General features: G+C 61.7%; 22 protein-coding genes. 13 read left to right on the top strand and 9 right to left on the bottom strand.

Features of this window, described 5'->3' with window-relative positions; translation table 11 throughout:
- Positions 1-54: 54 nt before the first annotated feature.
- Positions 55-660, bottom strand: coding sequence for a pyridoxamine 5'-phosphate oxidase (pdxH, locus tag ACI3GR_RS07685; protein ID WP_407493522.1), 606 nt, complete (start codon positions 658-660; stop codon positions 55-57).
- A gap of 104 nt (positions 661-764) precedes the next feature.
- Here pdxH and fabI point away from each other — a divergent pair, with 104 nt between their 5' ends.
- Genes fabI through gpt form a run of 3 tightly spaced genes read left to right on the top strand, consistent with a single transcriptional unit; the run spans position 765 to position 2,711 of the window.
- Positions 765-1,571: an enoyl-ACP reductase FabI gene (gene fabI, locus ACI3GR_RS07690; protein WP_407493523.1), complete on the top strand. Its 807-nt coding sequence runs from the start codon at positions 765-767 to the stop codon at positions 1,569-1,571.
- A 4-nt stretch (positions 1,572-1,575) separates the two neighbouring features.
- Positions 1,576-2,190: a LysE family translocator gene (locus tag ACI3GR_RS07695; RefSeq protein ID WP_407493524.1), complete on the top strand. Its 615-nt coding sequence runs from the start codon at positions 1,576-1,578 to the stop codon at positions 2,188-2,190.
- 14 nt (positions 2,191-2,204) lie between these two features.
- Positions 2,205-2,711, top strand: a complete 507-nt coding sequence (gpt, locus tag ACI3GR_RS07700; RefSeq protein ID WP_407493525.1) for a xanthine phosphoribosyltransferase — start codon at positions 2,205-2,207, stop codon at positions 2,709-2,711.
- Positions 2,712-2,849: 138 nt separating this feature from the next.
- Here the strand turns inward: gpt and ACI3GR_RS07705 are convergent, their stop codons facing one another.
- Positions 2,850-4,388 carry a helicase HerA-like domain-containing protein gene (locus tag ACI3GR_RS07705; RefSeq protein WP_407493618.1) on the bottom strand — a complete coding sequence of 513 codons (1,539 nt, stop codon included), beginning with the start codon at positions 4,386-4,388 and terminating at the stop codon, positions 2,850-2,852.
- 501 nt (positions 4,389-4,889) lie between these two features.
- On the opposite strand from ACI3GR_RS07705, the gene ACI3GR_RS07710 reads away from it, so the two are divergent.
- The gene (locus ACI3GR_RS07710; protein ID WP_407493526.1) at positions 4,890-5,522 is read left to right on the top strand and encodes an invasion associated locus B family protein; all 633 of its coding nucleotides are present in this window, start codon (positions 4,890-4,892) and stop codon (positions 5,520-5,522) included.
- Between the two features lie 172 nt (positions 5,523-5,694).
- On the opposite strand, the gene mepK is transcribed toward ACI3GR_RS07710, so the two are convergent.
- Positions 5,695-6,264, bottom strand: a complete 570-nt coding sequence (gene mepK, locus ACI3GR_RS07715; protein ID WP_407493527.1) for a peptidoglycan L,D-endopeptidase MepK — start codon at positions 6,262-6,264, stop codon at positions 5,695-5,697.
- Positions 6,265-6,572: 308 nt separating this feature from the next.
- On the opposite strand from mepK, the gene ACI3GR_RS07720 reads away from it, so the two are divergent.
- Genes ACI3GR_RS07720 through ACI3GR_RS07740 form a run of 5 tightly spaced genes read left to right on the top strand, consistent with a single transcriptional unit; the run spans position 6,573 to position 11,370 of the window.
- The gene (locus ACI3GR_RS07720; protein ID WP_407493528.1) at positions 6,573-8,192 is read left to right on the top strand and encodes a L,D-transpeptidase family protein; all 1,620 of its coding nucleotides are present in this window, start codon (positions 6,573-6,575) and stop codon (positions 8,190-8,192) included.
- A gap of 35 nt (positions 8,193-8,227) precedes the next feature.
- Positions 8,228-9,319, top strand: coding sequence for a UDP-3-O-(3-hydroxymyristoyl)glucosamine N-acyltransferase (lpxD, locus tag ACI3GR_RS07725; protein ID WP_407493529.1), 1,092 nt, complete (start codon positions 8,228-8,230; stop codon positions 9,317-9,319).
- Positions 9,320-9,355: 36 nt separating this feature from the next.
- Entirely contained in the window at positions 9,356-9,616 is a 261-nt protein-coding gene (locus ACI3GR_RS07730; RefSeq protein ID WP_407493530.1) for an acyl carrier protein, read from the top strand.
- Positions 9,613-10,821, top strand: a complete 1,209-nt coding sequence (locus ACI3GR_RS07735; protein WP_407493531.1) for a beta-ketoacyl-[acyl-carrier-protein] synthase family protein — start codon at positions 9,613-9,615, stop codon at positions 10,819-10,821. Before ACI3GR_RS07730 ends, ACI3GR_RS07735 begins: the two co-directional genes overlap by 4 nt.
- Before the next feature lie 12 nt (positions 10,822-10,833).
- Positions 10,834-11,370: a GNAT family N-acetyltransferase gene (locus ACI3GR_RS07740; protein ID WP_407493532.1), complete on the top strand. Its 537-nt coding sequence runs from the start codon at positions 10,834-10,836 to the stop codon at positions 11,368-11,370.
- On the opposite strand, the gene pdxA is transcribed toward ACI3GR_RS07740, so the two are convergent.
- Positions 11,371-12,372 (bottom strand): 4-hydroxythreonine-4-phosphate dehydrogenase PdxA, encoded by a 1,002-nt coding sequence (gene pdxA / locus ACI3GR_RS07745; protein WP_407493533.1) that lies wholly within the window; start codon positions 12,370-12,372, stop codon positions 11,371-11,373.
- A gap of 166 nt (positions 12,373-12,538) precedes the next feature.
- Between pdxA and ACI3GR_RS07750 the strand changes: the two genes are divergently transcribed.
- The 3 genes from ACI3GR_RS07750 to serS are packed head-to-tail and all read left to right on the top strand — an operon-like array spanning position 12,539 to position 15,688.
- A complete protein-coding gene (locus ACI3GR_RS07750; RefSeq protein ID WP_407493534.1) occupies positions 12,539-13,498 on the top strand; it encodes a diacylglycerol/lipid kinase family protein in 960 nt (319 codons plus the stop codon).
- A gap of 3 nt (positions 13,499-13,501) precedes the next feature.
- Positions 13,502-14,347, top strand: coding sequence for a metallophosphoesterase family protein (locus ACI3GR_RS07755; RefSeq protein WP_407493536.1), 846 nt, complete (start codon positions 13,502-13,504; stop codon positions 14,345-14,347).
- Between the two features lie 51 nt (positions 14,348-14,398).
- Entirely contained in the window at positions 14,399-15,688 is a 1,290-nt protein-coding gene (gene serS / locus ACI3GR_RS07760; protein WP_407493537.1) for a serine--tRNA ligase, read from the top strand.
- A 63-nt stretch (positions 15,689-15,751) separates the two neighbouring features.
- Here the strand turns inward: serS and ACI3GR_RS07765 are convergent, their stop codons facing one another.
- A complete protein-coding gene (locus tag ACI3GR_RS07765) occupies positions 15,752-15,994 on the bottom strand; it encodes an EF-hand domain-containing protein (protein WP_407493538.1) in 243 nt (80 codons plus the stop codon).
- A gap of 352 nt (positions 15,995-16,346) precedes the next feature.
- Here ACI3GR_RS07765 and ACI3GR_RS07770 point away from each other — a divergent pair, with 352 nt between their 5' ends.
- The gene (locus ACI3GR_RS07770; protein WP_407493540.1) at positions 16,347-17,066 is read left to right on the top strand and encodes a TspO-related membrane protein; all 720 of its coding nucleotides are present in this window, start codon (positions 16,347-16,349) and stop codon (positions 17,064-17,066) included.
- 1 nt (position 17,067) lies between these two features.
- Here the strand turns inward: ACI3GR_RS07770 and ACI3GR_RS07775 are convergent, their stop codons facing one another.
- From ACI3GR_RS07775 to ACI3GR_RS07790, 4 genes are all read right to left on the bottom strand, one after another.
- Positions 17,068-17,874, bottom strand: a complete 807-nt coding sequence (locus ACI3GR_RS07775) for a dioxygenase family protein (protein WP_407493541.1) — start codon at positions 17,872-17,874, stop codon at positions 17,068-17,070.
- A gap of 89 nt (positions 17,875-17,963) precedes the next feature.
- Positions 17,964-19,451, bottom strand: a complete 1,488-nt coding sequence (der, locus tag ACI3GR_RS07780; protein ID WP_407493542.1) for a ribosome biogenesis GTPase Der — start codon at positions 19,449-19,451, stop codon at positions 17,964-17,966.
- 67 nt (positions 19,452-19,518) lie between these two features.
- Positions 19,519-20,877 carry an outer membrane protein assembly factor BamB family protein gene (locus ACI3GR_RS07785; RefSeq protein ID WP_407493543.1) on the bottom strand — a complete coding sequence of 453 codons (1,359 nt, stop codon included), beginning with the start codon at positions 20,875-20,877 and terminating at the stop codon, positions 19,519-19,521.
- A 16-nt stretch (positions 20,878-20,893) separates the two neighbouring features.
- On the bottom strand, positions 20,894-21,565 hold the full coding sequence (locus ACI3GR_RS07790) for a tetratricopeptide repeat protein (RefSeq protein ID WP_407493544.1): 672 nt from the start codon (positions 21,563-21,565) through the stop codon (positions 20,894-20,896).
- Positions 21,566-21,883 lie beyond the last annotated feature (318 nt).

Here is a 21,883-nt window from a genome sequence, read left to right on the forward strand (position 1 = left end):
TTTAGGATAGAAGGCAGTGTTTCCAATCAGTTGACAGTAAACCTTGATGTCACTTCATGGATTCAGTCGCTGAACATGCCACTCGCTACCCGCGCCATCGCGCGTCCACCGGAACCTGTCATGAAGCCGGAATGCACCGTCGGCCCAGAACTCGATCTCAACCGGAGAGATACGATATCCCCCCCAGAATTCCGGCCGGTCAGGATCCGTGCCTTTTTGCGCGGTGACCTTGGCCACCTCGGCCATCAACGCCGTCCGTGAAGACAGCGGCTCTGACTGGCGCGACGCCCATGCCCCCAACCGGGACTTGAGCGACCTAGACCGATAGTATTCATCCGCAGCAGGTCCATCTTCGCGGGTCACATGGCCGCGAACGCGAACCTGACGCCGTAATGATTTCCAGTGCATGACAAAAGCTGCTCGGCCTGACGCGTCGATTTCTTGCGCCTTGACGCTTCCGTAATTCGTGAAAAACACAAAAGCATCCTCTTCGATCTCTTTCAAGAGCACCATACGAATATTGGGCATCCCAGATACATCTATGGTTGAAAGAGCTATCGCATTGGGATCGTTGACTTCGCTGGCCTCGGCCTCTTTCAGCCAGGCGCGCGTGATCTCAAACGGGTTGTCGCCAGCAAAAATGCCTGTTCTGTCGCTCATCTTCTTTCCTCTGTCTGCCTCTGACCGACCGCCACCAGACTTGAAGCGTCCGGGGGTATCGCCTAAAGGAACCTGACGGTTAATCAATGGGCGGGATTGGCGAGATGTCAAATCAGCTGCTGGCAGGCAAGCGCGGTCTTATCATGGGACTGGCGAACGATAAATCCATCGCATGGGGGATCGCCAAGGCTTGCGCCGACGCCGGTGCCGAGATGGCCTTTACCTACATGGGCGATCAGTTCAAAAAACGCGTTGTTCCATTGGCGGAACAGCTGGGCGTCGAAGTGCTGATCGATTGCGACGTCTCGGACGAAGAAAGCATCAACGCCGCCTTTGCAGAAATCGAAGAGAAGTGGGGCAAGCTCGACTTCCTCGTTCACGCCATCGGGTTCTCGGACAAATCCGAACTGCGCGGGCGCTACATCGACACCAGCCGCGGCAACTTTGCCATGACGATGGATGTGTCGGTCTATTCCTTCACGGCCGTGGCGCAGCGCGCCGAAAAGCTGATGGGCGACGGCGGATCGATGCTGACGCTGACCTACTACGGCGCCGAACAGGTCATGCCGCATTACAACGTCATGGGCGTGGCCAAAGCCGCGCTTGAGGCGTCGGTCAAATACATGGCCGAGGACCTTGGCAAAGACGGCATCCGCGTGAACGCCATCAGTGCCGGCCCGATCAAGACACTGGCCGCCAGCGGCATCGGCGATTTCCGCTATATCCTGAAGTGGAACGAATACAACTCGCCCCTGCGCCGCAACGTGACCATCGACGATGTGGGCAAATCCGCGCTCTACCTGCTGTCTGACCTTGGCAGTGGCGTCACGGGCGAAAACCTGCATGTCGACGCAGGCTACCACGTGGTCGGCATGAAGGCCGTGGACGCCCCGGACATCGAAAAAGGCTGACGCCTTGACACTGACTGCCTTCGCGTCCGTCGTTCTGATCCACCTGGTGGCTGCCATGTCACCCGGCCCCAGCTTTGTCGTCTGTATCCGCACGGCTATTACCCAAGGGTTCCGCACCAGCGTCGGCCTTGCCGTAGGCTTTGGCCTTGGTGCGGTACTTTGGGCCACTGCCGCCATGGCAGGCCTTGCCCTGCTGTTCGAATTGGTGCCGCAACTGTTCACCGCGTTGAAACTGGTGGGCGGCGCGTTCCTGTGCTGGATCGGATTTCAGATGTGGCGCCACGCGAAAGAGCCGCTCGACATGCAAGCCAGCGCGCTGAACGCCATGTCGATACGCCGCGCGATCCGCTACGGTTTTCTGACCTTCGCCGCCAACCCGAAAACTGCTGTCTTCTTTGGCGCGGTCTTCGTGGGTCTCGTCCCGCAGGGCACGCCCCTGCCCGTGCTGGCACTGCTTGTGACGGTCATCTTCCTGAACGAATGCCTGTGGTATATCGTGGTCGCACGGCTGTTTTCGCTGTCGCACCCACGGGCGATTTATATCCGGGCCAAAACCTGGATCGACCGCGCCTTCGGGACGCTGCTGGCTGTCTTTGGCCTGAAAATCGCGCTTGGATAATAGAAAGGTACCCGATGTCCGACCTGCTGCCCCATGAGAAAGGCTTCCACGTCAGCTGGGATCAGATCCACCGCGACAGCCGCGCGCTGGCATGGCGGCTGGACAAACACGGCCCCGGCGAAGACGGCGCATGGAAAGCCGTCGTTGCGATCACCCGCGGCGGCATGGCCCCCGCGATGATCGTCGCGCGCGAACTCGACATCCGCTTGGTCGATACGATTTCCGTCAAATCCTACCACCATCAGGCGCAGGGAGAGGCCGAAGTCCTGTCCCGCCCCGATGATGAAATGATGGGCGACGGCACCGGCATCCTGATTGTCGACGATCTGGTCGATAGCGGCAAGACACTGGAATTGGTGCGAAAAATGTATCCCAACGCGCATTTCGCCACCGTCTACGCCAAACCAAAAGGCAATGCGCAGGTCGACACGTTCATCACCGAAGTCTCTCAGGATACGTGGATTTTCTTCCCCTGGGACATGGCGATGCAATACGTAAAGCCCTATCGCGGCTCCGACTAAACCAATGGCGGGGTGATCCCCGCCTCACACTGTCCCGGCATGGTGGGTTACAAACCCACCCTACGCAGGCTCATATCTTCTTCTGGTTGATAAATACCCTCGGGGGAGTCCGAAGGACGGGGGCAGCGCCCCCACCCGTCACCGCGACTTGAACAACCCACCAAGGATGCCGCGCACGATACGCCGTCCGGTCGTTCCGCCCAATTCCTTGATCACCGCTTTTCCAAGCGCCTCACCGAGTGAGTCAGACTTACGCGACCGCGACGAAGACCTCGACACGCGCGTCCCGGAATAGCGGCGCGCCGCGCGATATTCCCGCTCTGCCGCTTCCAGCTCTTCTTCCTTGCGCTCCGCCTCTTCGGCCTCGCGCGCGGCTTCCGCAGCCCGGCGGGTCAGGATTTCATAGGCGCTTTCGCGGTCCACCAGCGTTTCATACTTCCCCGCGATGGGTGAGGTGTCGACCACCTGCTTGCGCGCGCCCTTCTCCAAAGGGCCCAGCTGAGACGACGGAGGCCGGATCAGCGTGCGTTCCACAATCCCCGGCACGCCCTTTTTCTGCAAAAACGATGTGACCGCTTCGCCTACGCCGACCTCGCGAATCGCGTCTTCGGTGTTGAAGCGCGGGTTTTCGCGATAGGTCTCCGCCGCCATCCGCAGCTCTTTCCGGTCTTTCGCCGTAAAGGCGCGCAAGGCGTGCTGCACCCGGTTGCCCAACTGGCCAAGGATATCTTCGGGCACATCCGCGGGGTTCTGGGTGACGAAATAGACACCGACCCCTTTGGACCGGATCAGACGCGCCACCTGTTCTACCTTATCGACCAGTGCCTTGGGGGCGTCGTCGAACAACAGGTGCGCTTCGTCGAAGAAGAAGACCAGCTTGGGTTTGTCCGGATCGCCGACCTCGGGCAATTGTTCGAACAGCTCTGACAACAGCCACAACAGGAAGGTCGCATAAAGTCTGGGCGCGCCCATCAGCGTGTCGGCCGCAAGGATCGAGATCATGCCGCGCCCGTCCGTCTCGGTGCGCATCATATCCGACAGCTCCAGCGCCGGTTCGCCGAACAGCTTGGTCCCGCCCTGATTTTCCAGCACCAGCAGCCGCCGCTGAATCGCCCCGATCGACGCCGGAGAGATATTGCCATACCGCAGACCCAGCTCGGCCCGGTTTTCCCCGACCCAGACCAGAAGCGCCTGCAAATCCTTCAGATCCAGCAGCGCCATGCCCTGATCGTCCGCCACGCGGAAGGCGATGTTCAGAATGCCTTCTTGCGCCTCGGTCAGTTCCATCAGGCGGGACAAAAGCAGCGGGCCCATGTCCGATACGGTTGTGCGGATAGGATGCCCCTGTTCGCCGAAGAGGTCCCAGAACAGCACCGGAAACTTTTCATAGACGTAATCGTCGAACCCGATCTTTTCGGCGCGCGACGTAAAGGCCTCGTGCAGTTTGAACGTTTCGCTACCCGCAGCCGCCAGCCCAGACAGATCGCCTTTGACGTCGGACAGAAACACCGGCACGCCCGCAGCGGAAAACCCTTCGGCCATGATCTGCAGCGTGACGGTTTTACCTGTACCAGTTGCGCCCGCCACCAGCCCGTGGCGGTTGGCGTAACTCAGCGACAAGCCCTGTTTGACGCCATGGTCCTCTCCACCGCCGCCGATGAAAATGTGCCCATCCATATTGCCAGCCATACCAGCCCCCAAACTAATCCCTTGGCCGAACATACAATTTTAACTTCTGCCTGCCAGTATCAAATCTGTCGCCGGCATGTCCTCTTGCGGCGATCAACTTCCTCCCTGTCAGACTGGTCGTGCCTTCTTGGCACGGCCCTTTTTTGTTCCGCATTGCGATACAGCGCGCCTTGTGCCGATCGCGCAGCTGTCAAGGCAAACAGTTCAAACCATTCCGCTTTTTGTGAAATATTGCCTGTTGACGGACCGTCACAAACCGCCTAGCGTCTGGTCAAACATAAGTCGGCCAGTCCGACAGGGAGAATGAAAGGGGGTCTTCGGGCCCTCTTTTCTAATTCTGGGGTTTGGTTGTTTGTGCGCCCTACAGCCCCGCATCGGCCATCACCCGCCACTGCCTGAAATGTGAGCGGCGCGTCCCAACACCCCCCTGACAATCTTAGTTTTTGATGCTACGCCCGAGGCAACGCATTCATTACGAACGGATTCACGATGAACACGACCAAGACCTTTTTGTCCGTCCTCGCCCTTGCCGCATTCTCTGGCGCGGCCATTGCGCAGGACACGACCACCGCGGCTCCGGCAGAAGAGCAGACCACCGAAGAAGCGCAGGCCGCACCGGCCACCGACCCGACGCTGGACACCGGCGTTGCCGATGACGAAACGGTCGGCGCAGGTTACGTGCGCGAAGAAAACGGCGACTGGCAGACCCAGTGCGTGCGCGCCGAAGACCCGGCGACCGAGCCCTGTCAGCTGTACCAGCTGCTGCGCGGAGCCGAGAATAACCCGGTGGCCGAAGTGATCATCGAAAAGCTGCCCGCGGGCGGTCAGGTTGCAGCAGGCGCCACGATCCTTGTGCCCCACGGCACGGCGCTGGCACGTGACATGCGCATCGCCGTCGATGGCGGCAAGGGCAAGGTCTACCGCTACGCCTTCTGCGACAGCAACGCCTGCTACGCGCGCATCGGCCTGCTGCCCGAAGACATCGCATCGTTCAAGCAGGGCGCAGGCGCGACCGTCACGCTGTTCGCGTTTGAACGTCTGGACAACCCGGTTGAGCTGAGCCTGTCGCTGTCCGGCTTTACCGCGGGCTACGACGCCCTGCCGGCGAAAACCGCCCCGTAAGATTTAAGGTTCAAACCTGATGATCACCCCCGTGCGCAGCGGCGCGCGGGGGTTTTCTTTTGCGCGAAGATCAGGTTGCAACCAAATGACAACATTGCACTTTTGACGGCCCAAACAAAAACGCCCACCAAAATTGGCGGGCGCTTTTGAAACCATGTCTGGGCTTGGTGGCTTATGCGCCCCAGGACCGAACCGGACCACAATCCATGTGGACGAAATCAGAGCCGCTGTAGCGCCCGACACCACCAGCCCGGCAGGCCGCCGCCGCCTTGGCCATCTGGTTGACCGAGCGAGAGGAGAGCCGAAGATCCGCCGCCTGCCCCTTGAGGTGCAGAGAATTCTTTGCCACGCCCGAAGACCGTGACCGCAGCATCGCGTTGGTCTGCGGCGACCGGTAACCGGACAGCAGCATGTAGGGTTCTTTGCAATCCAGCAGGTTGTGAGACGCTGCCATGATGTCCACCGTCCGCAGATCGATTGAATGCGTAAGGTCGTTACGCCAATCCCGCATGAAGTGTGTGATTTCTTGAACAGCGTCCTTGATGTAGGATCCTTCGACCCAATAGATCATGTCGATCTTTTCACCCGTGCGGGCAGAGTACATCTTAATACGTCGGATATCGCCTGCATTACGCAGGAATCCTGCTGCCTTGGTGTATGTCGGAGCTGATACTAGAGCTGTCGCTGCGAACGCACCCAATAGTGCGCGCCGCGAAATGCTCGATGAGCTTTCGAATGCCATGTTTCGCGCCTGTCCCGTCGCTACCTGTGCCGCGATGTTACGCGGCTGTTCATGCACCTCATCCCCAGATGCATCTGCTTTATCGCATACAACGGCGTATGGACCAAGTCGCAACTCGTAAGCATTTTAATCAAAACGAGATTTCGGCAAAAAATTGCCAGTTCCATCAATTAGGCAGTTATTTTCCGCCAGCGTCACCTCTGTGCATCACCCGCAAAAGGTTTGTATAAATAGCACTTTTGTGAATGGACAGGATAAGCAACAAGTTGCCACGCTGTATGCAAAAGCTTTTTACGAAGGACGATTGAATGCCCATTGCTGCCCGCGCCCGACATTTGACTGCCTCGACCCTGATTGCCTTGGCGGTTTCCGTCGGCCCCGTTTTTGCCCAGCAGGCAGAGACAGCGATCCGGGTCACGGCCTTCCAACAGACGATTGCTGAAACCGCCGCGACCGATCGCGATCTGGCGGCCTTCTATCGTCAAAACGATTTCGCGCCGATCTGGACCGGCGAAGGCGAACCCTATCTGGCGCGGCGTCAGGCGCTGTTCCAGATGCTGTCCAAGGCAGACGACCACGGCCTGCCCGGCGCGTCCTACGACATGCCCGGCCTGATCCAAGCCATGCAATCCGCCCAGACCGGCGCCGACCTTGGCGCGCTGGACGTTCGCCTGTCGCGCCTATTCCTTGAGTTTGCCACCGATCTGCAGACGGGCGTCCTGACGCCGTCTAAAGTCGACAGCCAGATCGTCCGCGAAGTGCCGCTGCGCGACAAGATCGGCTATCTGCGCGGTATCACCAGTGACGATCCCAAAGGCTTCGTTCAGTCCCTGCCCCCGCAAAGCGCGGAATACGCCCGCCTGATGCGGGAAAAACTGCGGCTGGAATCGCTGATCTCGGGCGGTGGCTTTGGCCCCGCCGTGCGCGCCGGCAGCATCAAACCGGGTGACACCGGCAATGCGGTGATCGCGCTGCGCAACCGGCTGATGACCATGGGCTACCTGCCCCGCCGCGTCGACGCCACGTACGATTCGGAGATAGAAGGCGCAGTCCTGCAGTTCCAGATCGACCATGGCCTGCCCGAAGACGGCGTGGCCGGTGGCGCGACCCTGACCGAAATTAACACTCCTGCCGAAGACCGCCTGAAGTCCGTCATCGTCGCGATGGAGCGTGAGCGCTGGATCAACCGAGATCTGGGCGACCGCCACGTTCTGGTGAACCTGGCCGATTTCCACGCCCGTATCATCGACGACGGCAAGGTCTATTTCAAAACCCGGTCCGTGATCGGCAAGAACGTATCGTCCCAACGCACGCCCGAGTTTTCGGACGTCATGGAACATATGGTCATCAACCCCACTTGGAACGTACCGCGCTCGATCGCTGTGAATGAATACCTGCCCGCACTCAAGCGGAACCCATACTCCAACGGGCACTTGAACCTGATCAACAGCCGTGGTCAGGTCGTGAACCGTGGGTCGGTAAACTTCAGCCAGTATAACGCGCGGAACTTCCCCTTTGACATCAAGCAGCCGCCGTCGTCGCGCAATGCGCTTGGTCTGGTGAAGTTCATGTTCCCGAACAAGTACAACATCTACCTGCACGACACCCCCGCCAAGAGCCTTTTCCAGCGCGACGTCCGCGCCTTCAGCCATGGCTGTATCCGCCTGCAGGAGCCGTTTGATTTCGCTTATGCGCTGCTGTCGTTCCAGACCGACGATCCGGAAAGCTTTTTCAAGGCGCGTCTGAACACTGGCCGCGAAACCCGTGTCGATCTGGTAGAGCCGCTGCCCGTTCACCTGATCTATCGCACCGCGATGAGCCAGGCGAAGGGTCAGATGACCTATCGCCGCGACGTCTATGGCCGGGATGCGACCATCTGGGGCGCGCTGTCGCGCCAAGGGGTGGAACTGCGCGGCGTTCAGGGATAACTCATCCCGGACCACAGCCGGTCCGGGAGAGCCTGATGCCCTACACGATACAACAGATCGCCGACGCGCTTGGCGCGACGCCTGTGGGCGACGCGTCCCTGACGGTCACCGGTGCGGCTGAACCTGCGCAAGCCGGCGCGGACCAACTGGCGCTTGCGATGAAGCCCGCCTTTGCCAAGACGCTGCCCGACGGCAGCGCACAGGCGGCGCTGCTCTGGGAAGACGCGGATTGGCAGTCGATGGGGCTGGAGGCCGCGATCCTGCTGGCCCGTCCGCGCGTTGCGATGGCCACTTTGACCCAGCTGTTCGACCCCGGTCAGGGCTACACGCGTGGCATCCATCCAACGGCTGTGATCGAACCCTCGGCCAGCTTGGGCAAGGACGTGACCGTCGGCCCTATGGCCTATATCGGCCCCAACGCCCGCATCGGCAACAACGCCATGATCGGGCCGCAGTGCTACATTGGCACCGACGCGATCCTTGGGGACGATGCCCTGTTGAACGCGGGCGTGCGGATCATGGCGCGCGTCCGGATTGGCGACCGGTTTATCGCCCAGCCCGGCGTCGTCGTCGGGTCGGACGGTCACAGTTTTGTCACCGCCGAGGAATCGGTGGTCGAACAGGCCCGGGCCACTTTGGGCGAAGAGGTCACGGCCCAAGCGCAAAGCTGGATCCGACTACATTCGCTGGGATCGGTCGTCATTGGCGACGATGTCGAACTGGGCGCGAACACCTGTATCGACAGCGGTACCATCCGGCCCACGCGCATCGGCAACGGCTGCAAAATCGACAACCTGTGCCACATCGCGCACAACGTAACCATCGGGAACGATTGCCTTTTCGCGGGTCAGACCGGGATTGCCGGGTCGACCGTCATAGGCAATAACGTCACCTTTGGCGGTCAGGTCGGCGTGACCGACAATACCACCGTCGGCGACAACGTCGTGGCTGGGGGCGCGACCAAGATATTCTCCAAGGTGCCAGCGGGCCGGGTGATGCTCGGCTCTCCTGCCGTGAAGATGGAGCAGCACCTAGAGCAATACAAAGCCCTGCGCCGCCTTCCGCGCCTGTTTGAACAGGTTGCCGAGATACAGAAAGCGGTTTTCAAGTCGGGTCAGAAAGATTAGATCCCGGCGCAACACACCCTGGGGGGAGATCGTGACATGGATATTCAGGCCAAGGTTAAAGAAATCATCGCCGATCAGGCCATGGTCGACGCCTCTGACGTGACGATGGATCAGACCCTCGAAGACCTCGGCATCGACAGCCTTGGTCTGGTCGAGTCGATCTTTGCCATCGAAGAAGCCTTCGACATTCAGGTCCCCTTCAACGCCAACGAACCCGAGCAGAGCGATTTCGATATCTCCTCGGTGCAGTCGATCGTTGACGGCATCAAGAAACTGGTGGCGGAACAGCACGCGTGAAACGGGTTGTCATCACGGGCGCTGGCACGATCAACGCCCTTGGCCATACGGTCGCAGAAACGCTCGAGGCGTTCCGCGAAGGCCGCTGCGGGATCAGAGAACTGGAGTTCCGCGATGTGGACCGTCTGGCCATCAACATCGGCGGCCAGATCAAGAACTTTGAAACCGAAGGTCTGTTCAATCGGCAGCAGATGTCGCTCTACGACCGGTTCACCCAATTCACACTGATCGCCGCCCGCGAAGCCATCGCGCAGGCCGGGCTGGAATTTATCGGCGAACTGGCCGCGAAATCCGGTGTCGTTCTGGGAAATTCCGGCGGTGGGATGACCACGTTGGATGAGAATTATCGGCAAGTCTATGAGGACGGCAAAAACCGGGTTCACCCCTTTGTCGTGCCCAAGCTGATGAACAACGCCGCCGCGTCACACGTGTCGATGGAGTTCAACCTGAAAGGTCCGTCGTTCACCGTGGCGTCGGCCTGTGCGTCGTCGAACCACGCCATGGCGCAAGCCTTTACCATGGTCCGCACCGGTATGGCCCCTGTCATGGTCACCGGTGGATCGGAATCCATGCTGTGCTTTGGCGGCGTAAAGGCTTGGGAAGGGCTGCGCGTCATGTCCAAGGATGCCTGCCGCCCCTTCAGCGCCAACCGCAACGGCATGGTGCAGGGCGAAGGTGCGGGCATTTTCGTGTTCGAAGAATATGAACACGCCAAGAAGCGCGGCGCCGAGATTCTGGCCGAGGTGATTGGCTTCGCCATGTCTTCGGATGCCAGCGACATCGTCATGCCGTCCAAACAGGGCGCCGCACGGGCGATTGCAGGCGCGATGCAGGATGCCCGCGTGAACCCCGATCAGGTGGGATACATCAACGCCCATGGCACCGGGACAGCGGCCAACGACAAAACCGAATGCGCCGCCGTTGCTGACGCGCTTGGGCCGCACGCGGATAAGGTGATGATTTCATCCACGAAATCCATGCACGGCCACCTGATCGGCGGTACTGGCGCGGTGGAACTTCTGGCCTGCATCATGGCCCTGCGCGATGGCGTGATCGCCCCCACCATCAGCTATGAAGAACCCGACCCGGAATGCGCGCTGGACGTTGTCCCGAATGAAGCGCGCGAAGCCAAGGTCGAGGTCGCGCTGTCCAACGCCTTTGCCTTTGGCGGTCTGAACGCAGTACTGGCCCTGCGCGCGGTCTGAACCGTGGCGACGATGCAAATCACTCAAGGCTACTACGATCCCCAACCGCTGATCGACCTGTACCAGCGCACGTTCACCGCCTCTGACGGGGCCGACGAGGGCGCTGTGATCGGTGATCTGGTCAAGCACCTGCTGTCCGACACCGCGGCTCAGGATATCCACGTATTACAAGGCCAGATCGACGGCGCCCCAATCGCTGCGGCGATCTTTACCCGCCTGACGTTCCCCGACGACCCGCACCACGTGGTGATCCTGTCACCCATGGCCGTTGCGCCTGACCACCAGCGCAAAGGCCACGGTCAGGCCTTGTTGCGACAGGCGTTGGATGCATTGGCGAAAGACGGGGTGCAGGTGGCCATCACCTATGGCGATCCGGCGTATTACGGGCAAGTCGGGTTCGCCCCGCTGACCACGGATCAGGCGCAACCGCCCCTGCCCCTGTCGATGCCCATCGGTTGGATCGGACAACCCCTGAAGGAGGCAACGATGCCCACGCTCATCGGCCCGTCCCGCTGCGTCCGCGCGCTGAACCGGCCCGAGATCTGGTGATCAGGCCATCGACCGGCTCATCCGGTCGGCCATGGTCAGCGCGACGATCATCGACGACGCATCGGCAATCCCCTTGCCCGCGATATCGAACGCCGTGCCATGGTCGGGCGACGTCCGCACAAAGGGCAAGCCAAGCGTGACGTTCACGCCCTTGTCCAGCCCCATGTACTTGATCGGGATCAGCCCCTGATCGTGGTATTGGGCAACCACCACATCGAACTTGCCTTCGCGCGCCTGCATGAACACCGTGTCGCCCGGATAGGGGCCGCTGACGTCGATGCCTTCGGCCTTGGCCTCGGCGATGGCGGGGGCGATCACCTCGATCTCTTCCCGGCCAAACAGCCCGCCTTCGCCCGCATGGGGGTTCATCCCCGCCACCGCCACGCGAGGAGAGCCGATACCGAACGCCCGACACCCCTGATGCGCCAGCCGGATCGCCCGCAATTGCGCCGCATGATCCGCCTGCAGCACCGCGTCCTTCAGCGACACGTGGATCGTGACCAGCACCACACGCAGTTCTTCATTGGCCAGCATCATCGCCACCCGGCCGCCCTGATCCAACACGCCAGAGTACTTCTCTAGCATCTCCGTATGGCCGGGAAACGGTACCCCGGCGAGCGCCAGCGCCTCTTTGTGGATGGGGGCGGTGACGATCCCGGCAACGCGTCTAGCCTTGGCCAGAGACACGGCCGTCAGCACCGCGTCATGCGCCATCTGCCCAGCCTCGGCCGAAACCTCGCCGTAAGGATGCACCTTTGACTGGCTCGACGCGATCATCGACACGGTTCCATGTTCGGCCACCGCCTGTTCCGGCGCATCGACCATCCTGATCTGCGTATTCGGGGCGACCAGATCGCGCGCACGGGACGCGGCAGCGGCATTGCCGATCAGCACGACATGCGGCGCGTTGGGCCGGGTCACGGCGCGCAAAGTAATCTCGGGTCCGATCCCGGCGGGATCACCCAATGTCACAGCAAGAGGCAAGCGGGGCGAGTCGGTCATCATCCCTGCAGCCTACCCGAGTATCACCGGATAAAAAGCCGAAAACACAGCACCTTGGACGCAAAACCGTGACTGCGCTGCAACCATTTCACACCCCACCGCGAAAGCGCGCGGAACCAGCCCCTTGGGCGGGCGTTGGTCCCGTACACCGACGCCGGACAGTTGAATGCCTTTGGAAATGCCTCATCCCACCTCCCTTGCGCCTCAGGCGTCTCAACTCTCCCGCGTTTTTATCGTCGCCAATCCCGGATCGGGCCGTCGTGATCCGGACCTGTTTCCCCTGATCGAACGCACGCTGGCCGAGGACTCGGACCAGCACAAACTGGCCGTAGCCGATGACGGGGCCGACCTGACCAAGCTGGCCAAATCCGCCATTGATCAGGGCTATGACACCGTTGTCGCGGCTGGCGGCGATGGCACGATTGCGGCCGTCGCGCAGGCCCTGTTCGATGCGCATCAATCGGGCCAGACACCCCCGTCACTTGGCGTCATCCCCTTGGGAACCTTCAATTATGTGGCCCGGTCGCTGAACCTGCCGCTAGAGGATCCCGAAACCGCCACGCGCACCCTGCTGTCCGGCACGCCCAGCCCCTTTGCCTTGGGAGAGGTCAATGGAAAGGTCTTTCTGAACAACGCCTCTTTGGGCGCGTACCCTGCGATTTTGGACCAGCGCGAAGACATCTATCGCCGCTATGGCCGGTCCCGCGTTGCGGCCTATTGGTCGGTGCTGCGCACCCTGTCGACGCTGCGCTATCCCCTGTCGCTACAGATCGACGTCGACGGCAAAGCGATCCGCCGAAAATCTGCGCTGGCCTTCATCGCCAACTCTTCTTACCAGATCGAACAATTCGACCTGCCCGGGGCAGAGGACGTGCGGAAAGGCAAATTTGCGGTCTATGTCGCGCCAGACACCGGCCGCTACCGCCTGATCCTGAGTGCGATCCGGCTGGCCGGACGCCGCGCGCAACTGGGCCGGGACATGGAGATGGTTACCGGCAGCTCTGTCACGATCGAGACGCGGCAGAAAAGCCGACTGATCGCCCGTGATGGCGAGAAAGAGAAGATGTCGGGCCCTTTCCGGTTCCGTATTCATACCGACGCCCTGAAAGTGATCTGCCCGACCTGACGCATGCCCACCCGACTGATCCACATCTCTGACCTGCATTTTGGCCGTGACCGGCCCGAGTTGATGCGCCCGCTGATTAGCACGATCAACGATCTGGCCCCGGATGTCGTCGCGATATCCGGCGATCTGACACAGCGTGCGCTGTCCAGCCAGTTCCGCGCCGCCCGCGCCTTCATCAATCATATCGAGGCGCCGGTGCTGTGCGTGCCGGGCAATCACGACCTACCCGTGCATCTGCCTTTTCGTCGGTTTTTCAAACCCTTCGACAAATACCGCAAACATATCAGCCGCGATCTGTCGCCGGTCTGGATGTCGCCCGATCTGGCCCTGATTGGCATCAACACCATGTCGCCCTGGCGCTGGCAAACCGGCTGGGCCACGCGACGAGAGATCAAGGAAGCCGCGGCCCATTGTCAGGAAGGCCCCGCCGCCCGCCTGAATGTCATCGTCGCGCATCATCCCTTTCAACTGCCCGACGACAGCGACAAGAAAGACATGATCAATGCTGAATGGGGCCTCAGCACGCTGGCCGAAGCGGGCGCCGACATCATCCTGTCGGGCCACCTGCACCGCTGGCGTGTCGTGGACCCGTCCACCCCCGGCACCCCATCGGTGTTGCAAATCCACTGTGGCACCGGGCTGTCGACACGCAAACGCGGCGAAGAAAACGATTTCGCCGTGATCGATCTGGGCGAGCCGCAGGCGCAAAGCAGCCTTAGCATCACCCGATGGGTCGCGCAGGACGACCACAGCTTTGCCCCCGCTCAGGCGCAGAAATTCCTGCGCGGGGCCGATGGCTGGTCCAACCCCGGACTGCTGCCCGCGACAGACGCGGTTTTGCTGGCGTGAAAAATCCGCCATAAGCGGGCGCAACAGCAAAACCGAATCCGGGCCAAGACCATGCATGACATCCGCGCTATCCGCGAAAACCCCGCCGCTTTCGACGCAGCCCTTGCCCGTCGGGGCCTTGATCCGGTGACGCCGGATATCCTCGCCCTCGACGAAAAGCGCCGGTCCTGCATCCATGCCGCGGAAACCGCACAGGCGGAACAGAACGCCAGCTCCAAGGATATTGGTAAGGCAAAGGCCAGCGGCGATGACGCCGAATTCGAACGTCTGCGCGGCCTTGTCGCCGACAAAAAGGCCGAGGTCGCCAAGATGCAGGCCGAGGCGAAAGAGCTGGACGCGCAACTGACGGACCTGCTGATGCGCCTGCCCAACCTGCCCTATGACGACACGCCCGACGGCACGGACGAAGACGACAACGTCGAGTTGCGCCGCGAAGGCACCCCGCCCGAATTTGACTTCAAGCCCTTGGAACACTTCGAAATTCCCGGCGTTAAACAAGGCATGGACTTTGAAACGGCGGCCAAGCTGTCTGGCTCGCGCTTCGTGGTGCTATCGGGCGGCGTCGCCCGCGTCCACCGCGCGCTGGCGCAGTTCATGCTGGACACCCACACCACCGACAACGGGTTGACCGAGACATGGACCCCGGTGCTGGTCAAAGAGGAAATGATGTACGGCACGGGCCAGCTGCCCAAGTTCGGCGAAGACAGCTATCAGACCCGCGAAGGCTGGTGGCTGGTGCCCACGGCTGAAGTGACGCTGACCAATATCGTCAACGACACGATCATCGACGAAGGTTACCTGCCCCGCCGTTACGTCGCCCACACCCAGTGTTTCCGGTCCGAAGCCGGCAGCGCGGGGCGCGACACCTCTGGCATGCTGCGTCAGCACCAGTTCGAAAAGGTCGAAATGGTGTCGATCACGAAGCCCGAAGACAGCCGCGCCGAACTGGACCGCATGACCGATTGCGCAGAAGGCATCCTGCGCCGCCTTGGCATCGCCTTCCGCACCGTTGTTCTGTGCACCGGCGACATGGGTGCAGGGGCGCGCCGGACGCATGATATCGAGGTCTGGCTGCCCGGTCAGAACACCTATCGCGAAATCTCGTCCTGTTCGGTCTGCGACGATTATCAGGCGCGCCGCATGAACGCCCGTTATCGCCCCGGCGGCGGCAAGCCCGAATTCGTGCACACGCTGAACGGATCCGGTCTGGCCGTGGGCCGCTGCCTGATCGCCGTGCTGGAAAACGGTCAGCAGGAAGACGGGTCCGTCAAACTGCCCGAGGCGCTGCATCCGTGGCTCGGCGGCAAGACGACCCTGACCGCAGACGGCACTCTGGTCTAAACGAAAAAACCGCGTCCGGGATGTCCGGACGCGGCCCTCTGGGGATACGAGGTATGTGGTCGTTCAGCCCTTGGTGGCCAGAACGCCCGCTTCAAGTGCGGCGGTCAGCTCTTCTGGCGTGACATCACCGCTTTCGTCCGTGTCGACCTCGGCGAACTGTTCTTCCGTCAGATCGGGATAGGCCACCTGCATTTCTTCCATCGAATAGGTGCCGCTGGAATCCGTGTCGTCGATCATCGTTTCCGCCATCAAAGGGGCGGCCGACAGGCCGAGGATCGCGCTGATGCTGAGGAGTGTCTTGGTCATCTCATAGTCTCCGTTCTTGAGGTTCACGGCACGCTCATCGCGCCGCTGCGCAATAGGTGACAACCTGAGGAGCGCCCCGCAAGCCACTGAAATCACGACATCAAAGCGAATCCCAAAAACGGCTGTAAGCCGCCGTTTTGCCCCCGACACCAGCCAAGCACCGCCGATCGGCTGCCCCCTGTATCAGCCAAAATCACCGCAATCCGGCAGCCCATTGCCGACCCATCGGCCAAGACCCGCACCACCAAATCGCATCCCGGCCAAATCGCAAAAACCGGCAACAGGCCGCGTACACATGTCGAAAGGTTTACCGCAGAGGAAACCAAAGCCGCCCGTCGCGCGTAGTACTGGCATGAGAAAAATCTTTGCCATCTTCACCCTCACCGCCGCCATCGCCTTTGTGGTTTCGCCAATCGTGTCACCCGGTTTCGCGGGCTTTTCGCCTGACCAATTCCCCGTGCCGCAAAACGACCCGCCGATCCAGCCGGCGGGCTGGGCGTTTTCGATCTGGGGGGTGATCTACCTATGGCTCATCGCATCAAGCTTGTTTGGCCTGCTCAAGCGTGACGACGATCCCGATTGGCATCCGGCCCGCCCGTGGCTGACCGTGTCGCTGATCGTGGGTGCGGCGTGGATCCCGGTGGCGCAAATCTCTCCGCTTTGGGCGACCGTGCTGATCTGGATCATGTGGGCCACCGCCGTGGTTGCCCTGCTCCGCACACCGGATTTCGATCAGTGGTGGCTGCGCGTGCCGGTGGGTCTATACGCGGGATGGCTGACGGCGGCCTCGTCTGTGGCAACGGCGATTCTGCTGACAGGCTATGGTGCCACCCCCGTGCTGCCGATCCATGCGATGTTCGTGATCGTCGCGCTTGGTCTGTCGACACTGATCCTGCGCCGGATCAATGCGCCATCCTATGCGCTGGCGGTGATCTGGGCGCTGGCGGGGATCATCGCGGCCAACCTTGGGGCTGACCGCGTTCTGATGATTATCCTGTCCGCCGTCGGTATCCTGCTGCTGGCCGTTCCCGCAGTGGTGCAGATGCTGCCCCCGCAGAAACGGCCCGCGTAACCTAGCGCCGCGCGAACATGTCGACCGGGATCGTCACCTGACCGGTGTATCCCGCGTCGACAGACCCCCGCATCGCCAGCGTCTGCTGGGCCAGTTCAGCGTCAGAGTTGTTTCTGAAGATCCCGTCACGCCGCAGGCTTAGCCGGCTTAGGTTACGGGTGCCGTTGGAATAAGTCGGATCGCCCGCATAGACCGCTGCGCACTCCGCCTCGGGCAATGCGATCTGCGCCGTCAGGAGTGAGGCCTCACCGTTAACGGCAGCCTCGGGCGAGGCAAAGATCTCAAAATGGAAATGTGGCCAGCGACCGGGATAGCAGCCGGGAACAATCGTCGTGAACTGTACGACTCCATTCGCATCCGCCACCCCGACACCACGCAAGAAGTTCTGGTCGGGCAGGTTGTACAGCGAATAAGCCCCCACCGCATCGCAATGCCACAGATAGATCGCGTGCCCCGCCAGCGGCGTACACCCATCCGCGTTCTGCAGAACCATCTCCATGCGTAGCGGGACGCCCTGTGCCACGCCGGACACCCCGTTAAAGCTGGGGCGCAGGTCTTCGCGGATCACGCCCGCCTGCGTCAATGCGTTGACCACCTGACCGGCCCGAACATTGGTGCCATCCGCCGGGAACGGCCCTGCGGTTTCCCACGGCAAGGCGACGCATTCCATCGCAGACGCCGCCCCACCCGAGGCACTGGCCAAGCCGATCCCGCCCATCAGCGTCAAAAGACGCCGCCGCCCGATCAGGCGGGGCAGATCGTGGGCAAAGCCAAGGTCGTGGTCGTCGTGGTGATCGTCATGAGACATGGAAAACTCCTGTTGCGTGTCAGAAGCTTAACGCATGACCCGCCGGGTTCCGTCGTCACGCAGGCTCACATCCTTGTCAGCCAAGTCAGTTAGCCGGGTTTGCCCTTGCCCAAATGCTTGCGCAGCCGCGATGGCGTCGATTTCTTGCGCCCCTTGTAAGGGTTCTGATCGGCCTGCGACCGCATATACAGGCGGATCGGCGTGCCGGGCATGTCGAAATCGGCGCGCAACCCGTTGACCAGATAGCGGGAATAGCTGTCGGGCATCAGTTCGGGATGGGAACACATCACCACGAAGGCTGGCGGACGCGTTTTGGCCTGCGTCATATAGCGCAAGCGAATACGCTTACCGCCGGGCGCGGGCGGCGGGTGCTGTTCCAGCATCGCCGTCAGCCAGCGGTTCAGTTTCGCGGTCGAAATCCGGCGGTTCCAGACCGCATGCGCCGACTGGATGGCCGCGTTCAACCGATCCAGCCCCCGGCCCGTTTTGGCCGATACCGTCACCAAAGGCGCACCGCGAAGCTGCGGCAGCAGCCGTTCGAACGCTTCTTTCAGGTCACGCAGCTTAGCCTGTTTTTCGTCTTCCAGATCCCATTTGTTCACCGCAATGACGACCGCACGGCCCTCACGCTCGGCCAGATCGGCAATCCTAAGGTCCTGTTGTTCAAAGGGAATCGCCGCGTCCAGCAGAACGACCACGACCTCGGCAAATTTGACCGCGCGCAGACCGTCCGACACCGACAGCTTTTCCAGCTTGTCCTGTACCTTGGCGCGTTTGCGCATCCCTGCGGTGTCAAAGATCCGCATGGGCATCCCGTCCCAGTCGGTCTTGAGAGAGATCGAATCGCGGGTGATCCCGGCCTCTGGCCCGGTCAGCAGGCGGTCTTCGCCAAGGATCTTGTTGATCAGCGTGGATTTGCCCGCGTTCGGGCGGCCCACGACGGCGACCTGCAAGGGCTTCGCCTCGCTCGGGCGCCAGCTTTCGTCTTCTTCCTCGGGCTCTTCATCCACGTCGATATCGACGTCAGGCGTCAGGCCTTCACGTTCCATGACCCGCGCGGCTTCGGCCTCGCGCTCTTTGAAACCTTCGGCAATGGGATCAAGCACTTGCAACAGCTCGCTCATGCCCTCGCCATGTTCGGCGGACAGGCGCAGCGGTTCGCCCAGACCCAATTCATAGGCCTCGAAAAGCCCCGCCTCTCCGGCGCGGCCCTCGGCCTTGTTCGCGGCCAGCACCACATGGGCAGACCGTTTGCGTAGGATGTCGGCAAAGATGTGATCGGCAGGCGTGACGCCTGCGCGCGCGTCGATGACGAACAGGCAGATGTCGGCCATATCCACCGCGCGTTCGGTCAGCTTGCGCATCCGGCCCTGCAGGCTTTCGTCTGTGGCCTCTTCCAGACCGGCCGTGTCGATGACGGTGAACCGCAGATGCCCCAGACGCGCGTCGCCTTCCCGCAGGTCGCGGGTCACACCGGGCTGGTTATCCACCAGCGCCAGCTTTCGCCCGACAAGCCGGTTGAACAGCGTGGACTTGCCCACATTGGGCCGTCCGACAATGGCAAGAGTAAACGACATAAGCGTCCGATCCGTAATTCACGGGCACCAAAGCGGCACCAAGCCGCCCCGATACCCTATTCCGGGATCAACGGAAAGCCAGCAACTGACCCTTTTGCGACACGACATACAGCGTACCGCCCGCCACTACCGGGTTCGACGTCGCGCCACCGGGGATCGCAGCCGTTCCGATGATATCGCCCGAGGCCGGATCCAGCATCCGCAAATACCCATCGCCCGAGGCAACGATCAACCGACCGCCCGCCAACACGGGTCCGTAATGCGCATAGACCGCTTTGATCCGGCGCGCCCGCTCTGCCGTGAACAGCGGCAGTTTGACCGCCCAGACCCGTTCGCCGGTGTCGGCATCGACGCGCACCACTTCGTTCAGGTCAGACACAAGGAAGACCGCATCGCGCGTGGCCCAGACCGGCGACATCGCGCCCTCTTTCACGGTCCACAGCGGCTGGCCACTTTCCTGATCCAGCGCCACGGTCGCGCCGGACTGCACGCCGACATAGACCTTGCCGTTCGACACCACCGGATCACCCGAGATGTCTTTGACCACCGACTTGGCAAAGTTCGGACGGCGGCCCGCAACCAACGCGCCCCAGACCTGAACGCCACCCGTCCGGGTCACGGCCTGAACCTCACCACTGGAATGGGCAAAGATCACGTTGTCGCCTGCCACCGCAGGCGCAGGCCCGCCCAGCAGGTTATTGTTGTTGGGCGTCGCGGCCATCTGCCAGCGGATACGCCCGTTCGACGTGTCGATGGCCCAAGCCGTCGCATCGCCGGAAATGATATAGACAAGATCACCGATCACGGTGGGGGAACCGGTGCCGTTGGCGTCCAGATCCTGTTCCCACAGGATCGCGCCCGTTGCCGGGTCCAGCGCGGTCAACAGGCCAAAGCCCGTCGACACGAACAGCTTACCACCGCCGTAGGCCAGACCACCGCCCGTCGCATCGCCCGAATTATCGGTCGGCGGCGTCAGGTCGCGGGACCAGACGACCCCGCCGCCCGTTGTGACCGCGGTGACCTTGGCAGCACTATCCAGCGCAAAGACACGTCCGTCCGCGACCACGGGGTCTGCGGTGATACGCGCCTTGCGGGTATCACCTGCGCCGATGTTCACGGCCCAGATTTGCGACAGGTTGCCAGACAGCGCGGCGTTTTCCACGCGGGTCGCGGGCGTGCCGGGACGCTGCAACCAGTTGGCGTTGTTCGTCGCGCCCGGGATGGCCACGGGTTCGCTGCGATTGACGAAATCTTCTTCGACCAGCTGTTCAGAGCCGGTCAGCACCGATTCCAGCGGTTCGCGTTTCCCGGGCAGGATCACGTCGCGTTCGCCGCAGGCCGCCAAAAGGGTCAGGGCACCGATCAGCGTTCCCCGCAGCGCCAGAGCTGTCATTCCGCCCGCGCCCGACATTGCCAGTAAGTTCATGCCCCGTGTCCCCATCTTAGTCACCAGCCGCCTCGGTTTCGCCCGGGGTGGCCCCAAGCGCCACAATCAACTGAGAAACCCTGCGAAGCAAGTCCGGCGTGGCCCCTGCCTCTTCCAGAAGCGCGTTCAGGCGGCTCAGCGCCTCATCGCGGTTGCCGTCTTCGATATATGTGACGGCGATCTGTTCCTCGGCCAACAGCCGCAGCGGCGACCCTGCGCCTGCCAAATCTTCGTAACCTGCGCGGCGTTCTTCAATGCTCAGCGTGTCGCCCTGCAGTGCCAGCGCGCGGTACTGGGCCAAAGCACGGTAAATCGGCGGCGTGTCCTGATTTTCGGCAACCGTGTTCAACGTGGCAACGGCGGCAGGCACGTCATCTGCCGAGGCCAGCTCCGCCGCCTCAAGAAACGCCAGAACGGCGCGGCCTTCAGGCGTGGCGGCATCGATGCTTTCCAGCGCCGTGGCGCGTTCGGCCGGATCGCCCTGCTCCAACGCGGCCAAAAGCGCGTCGCCATAGGCTTCGGCCTGCGCGGTTTGCTGGGCTCGGTTGTATTCGAAATAGGCCGCGCCCCCGACGATCAGAAGAACGGCGAGGATTGCGATCCAACCGTATTTCTTCATATTGGCATAAAGCTTCTCGCGGCGGACCTCTTCGGTCACTTCCTCGATGAATGAATCCGACTGGCTCAAGACAGGCTCCCTATTCCCGGTCGGCCCGTCTTAACCCGTTGGATCGGGCCTGCCAAGGGCGGCTGGGGGAATGATCTGACCTAAGGATCAAACAGGCCGACATGTGCCGGAATGATTGCCCGGCACGCCTCTTTAATCCGGCGTCTGATCTGTTGTCTGATCCAGTGTGGACGGGCCTGCGTACCAAGGGTATCGCGACTCAATGCGGCATTGCAGAAAACAGAAACTAAACTATACAGTTCAGAAATATCTGCGCCGCATCTTGCAAAGCCCCTGCGCGTCGCCGATGTACGACAAAGTAGTTTACCCAATCGGCGG

Source organism: Pseudooceanicola aestuariicola, from assembly GCF_045763785.1.
Lineage (GTDB): Bacteria > Pseudomonadota > Alphaproteobacteria > Rhodobacterales > Rhodobacteraceae > Pseudooceanicola.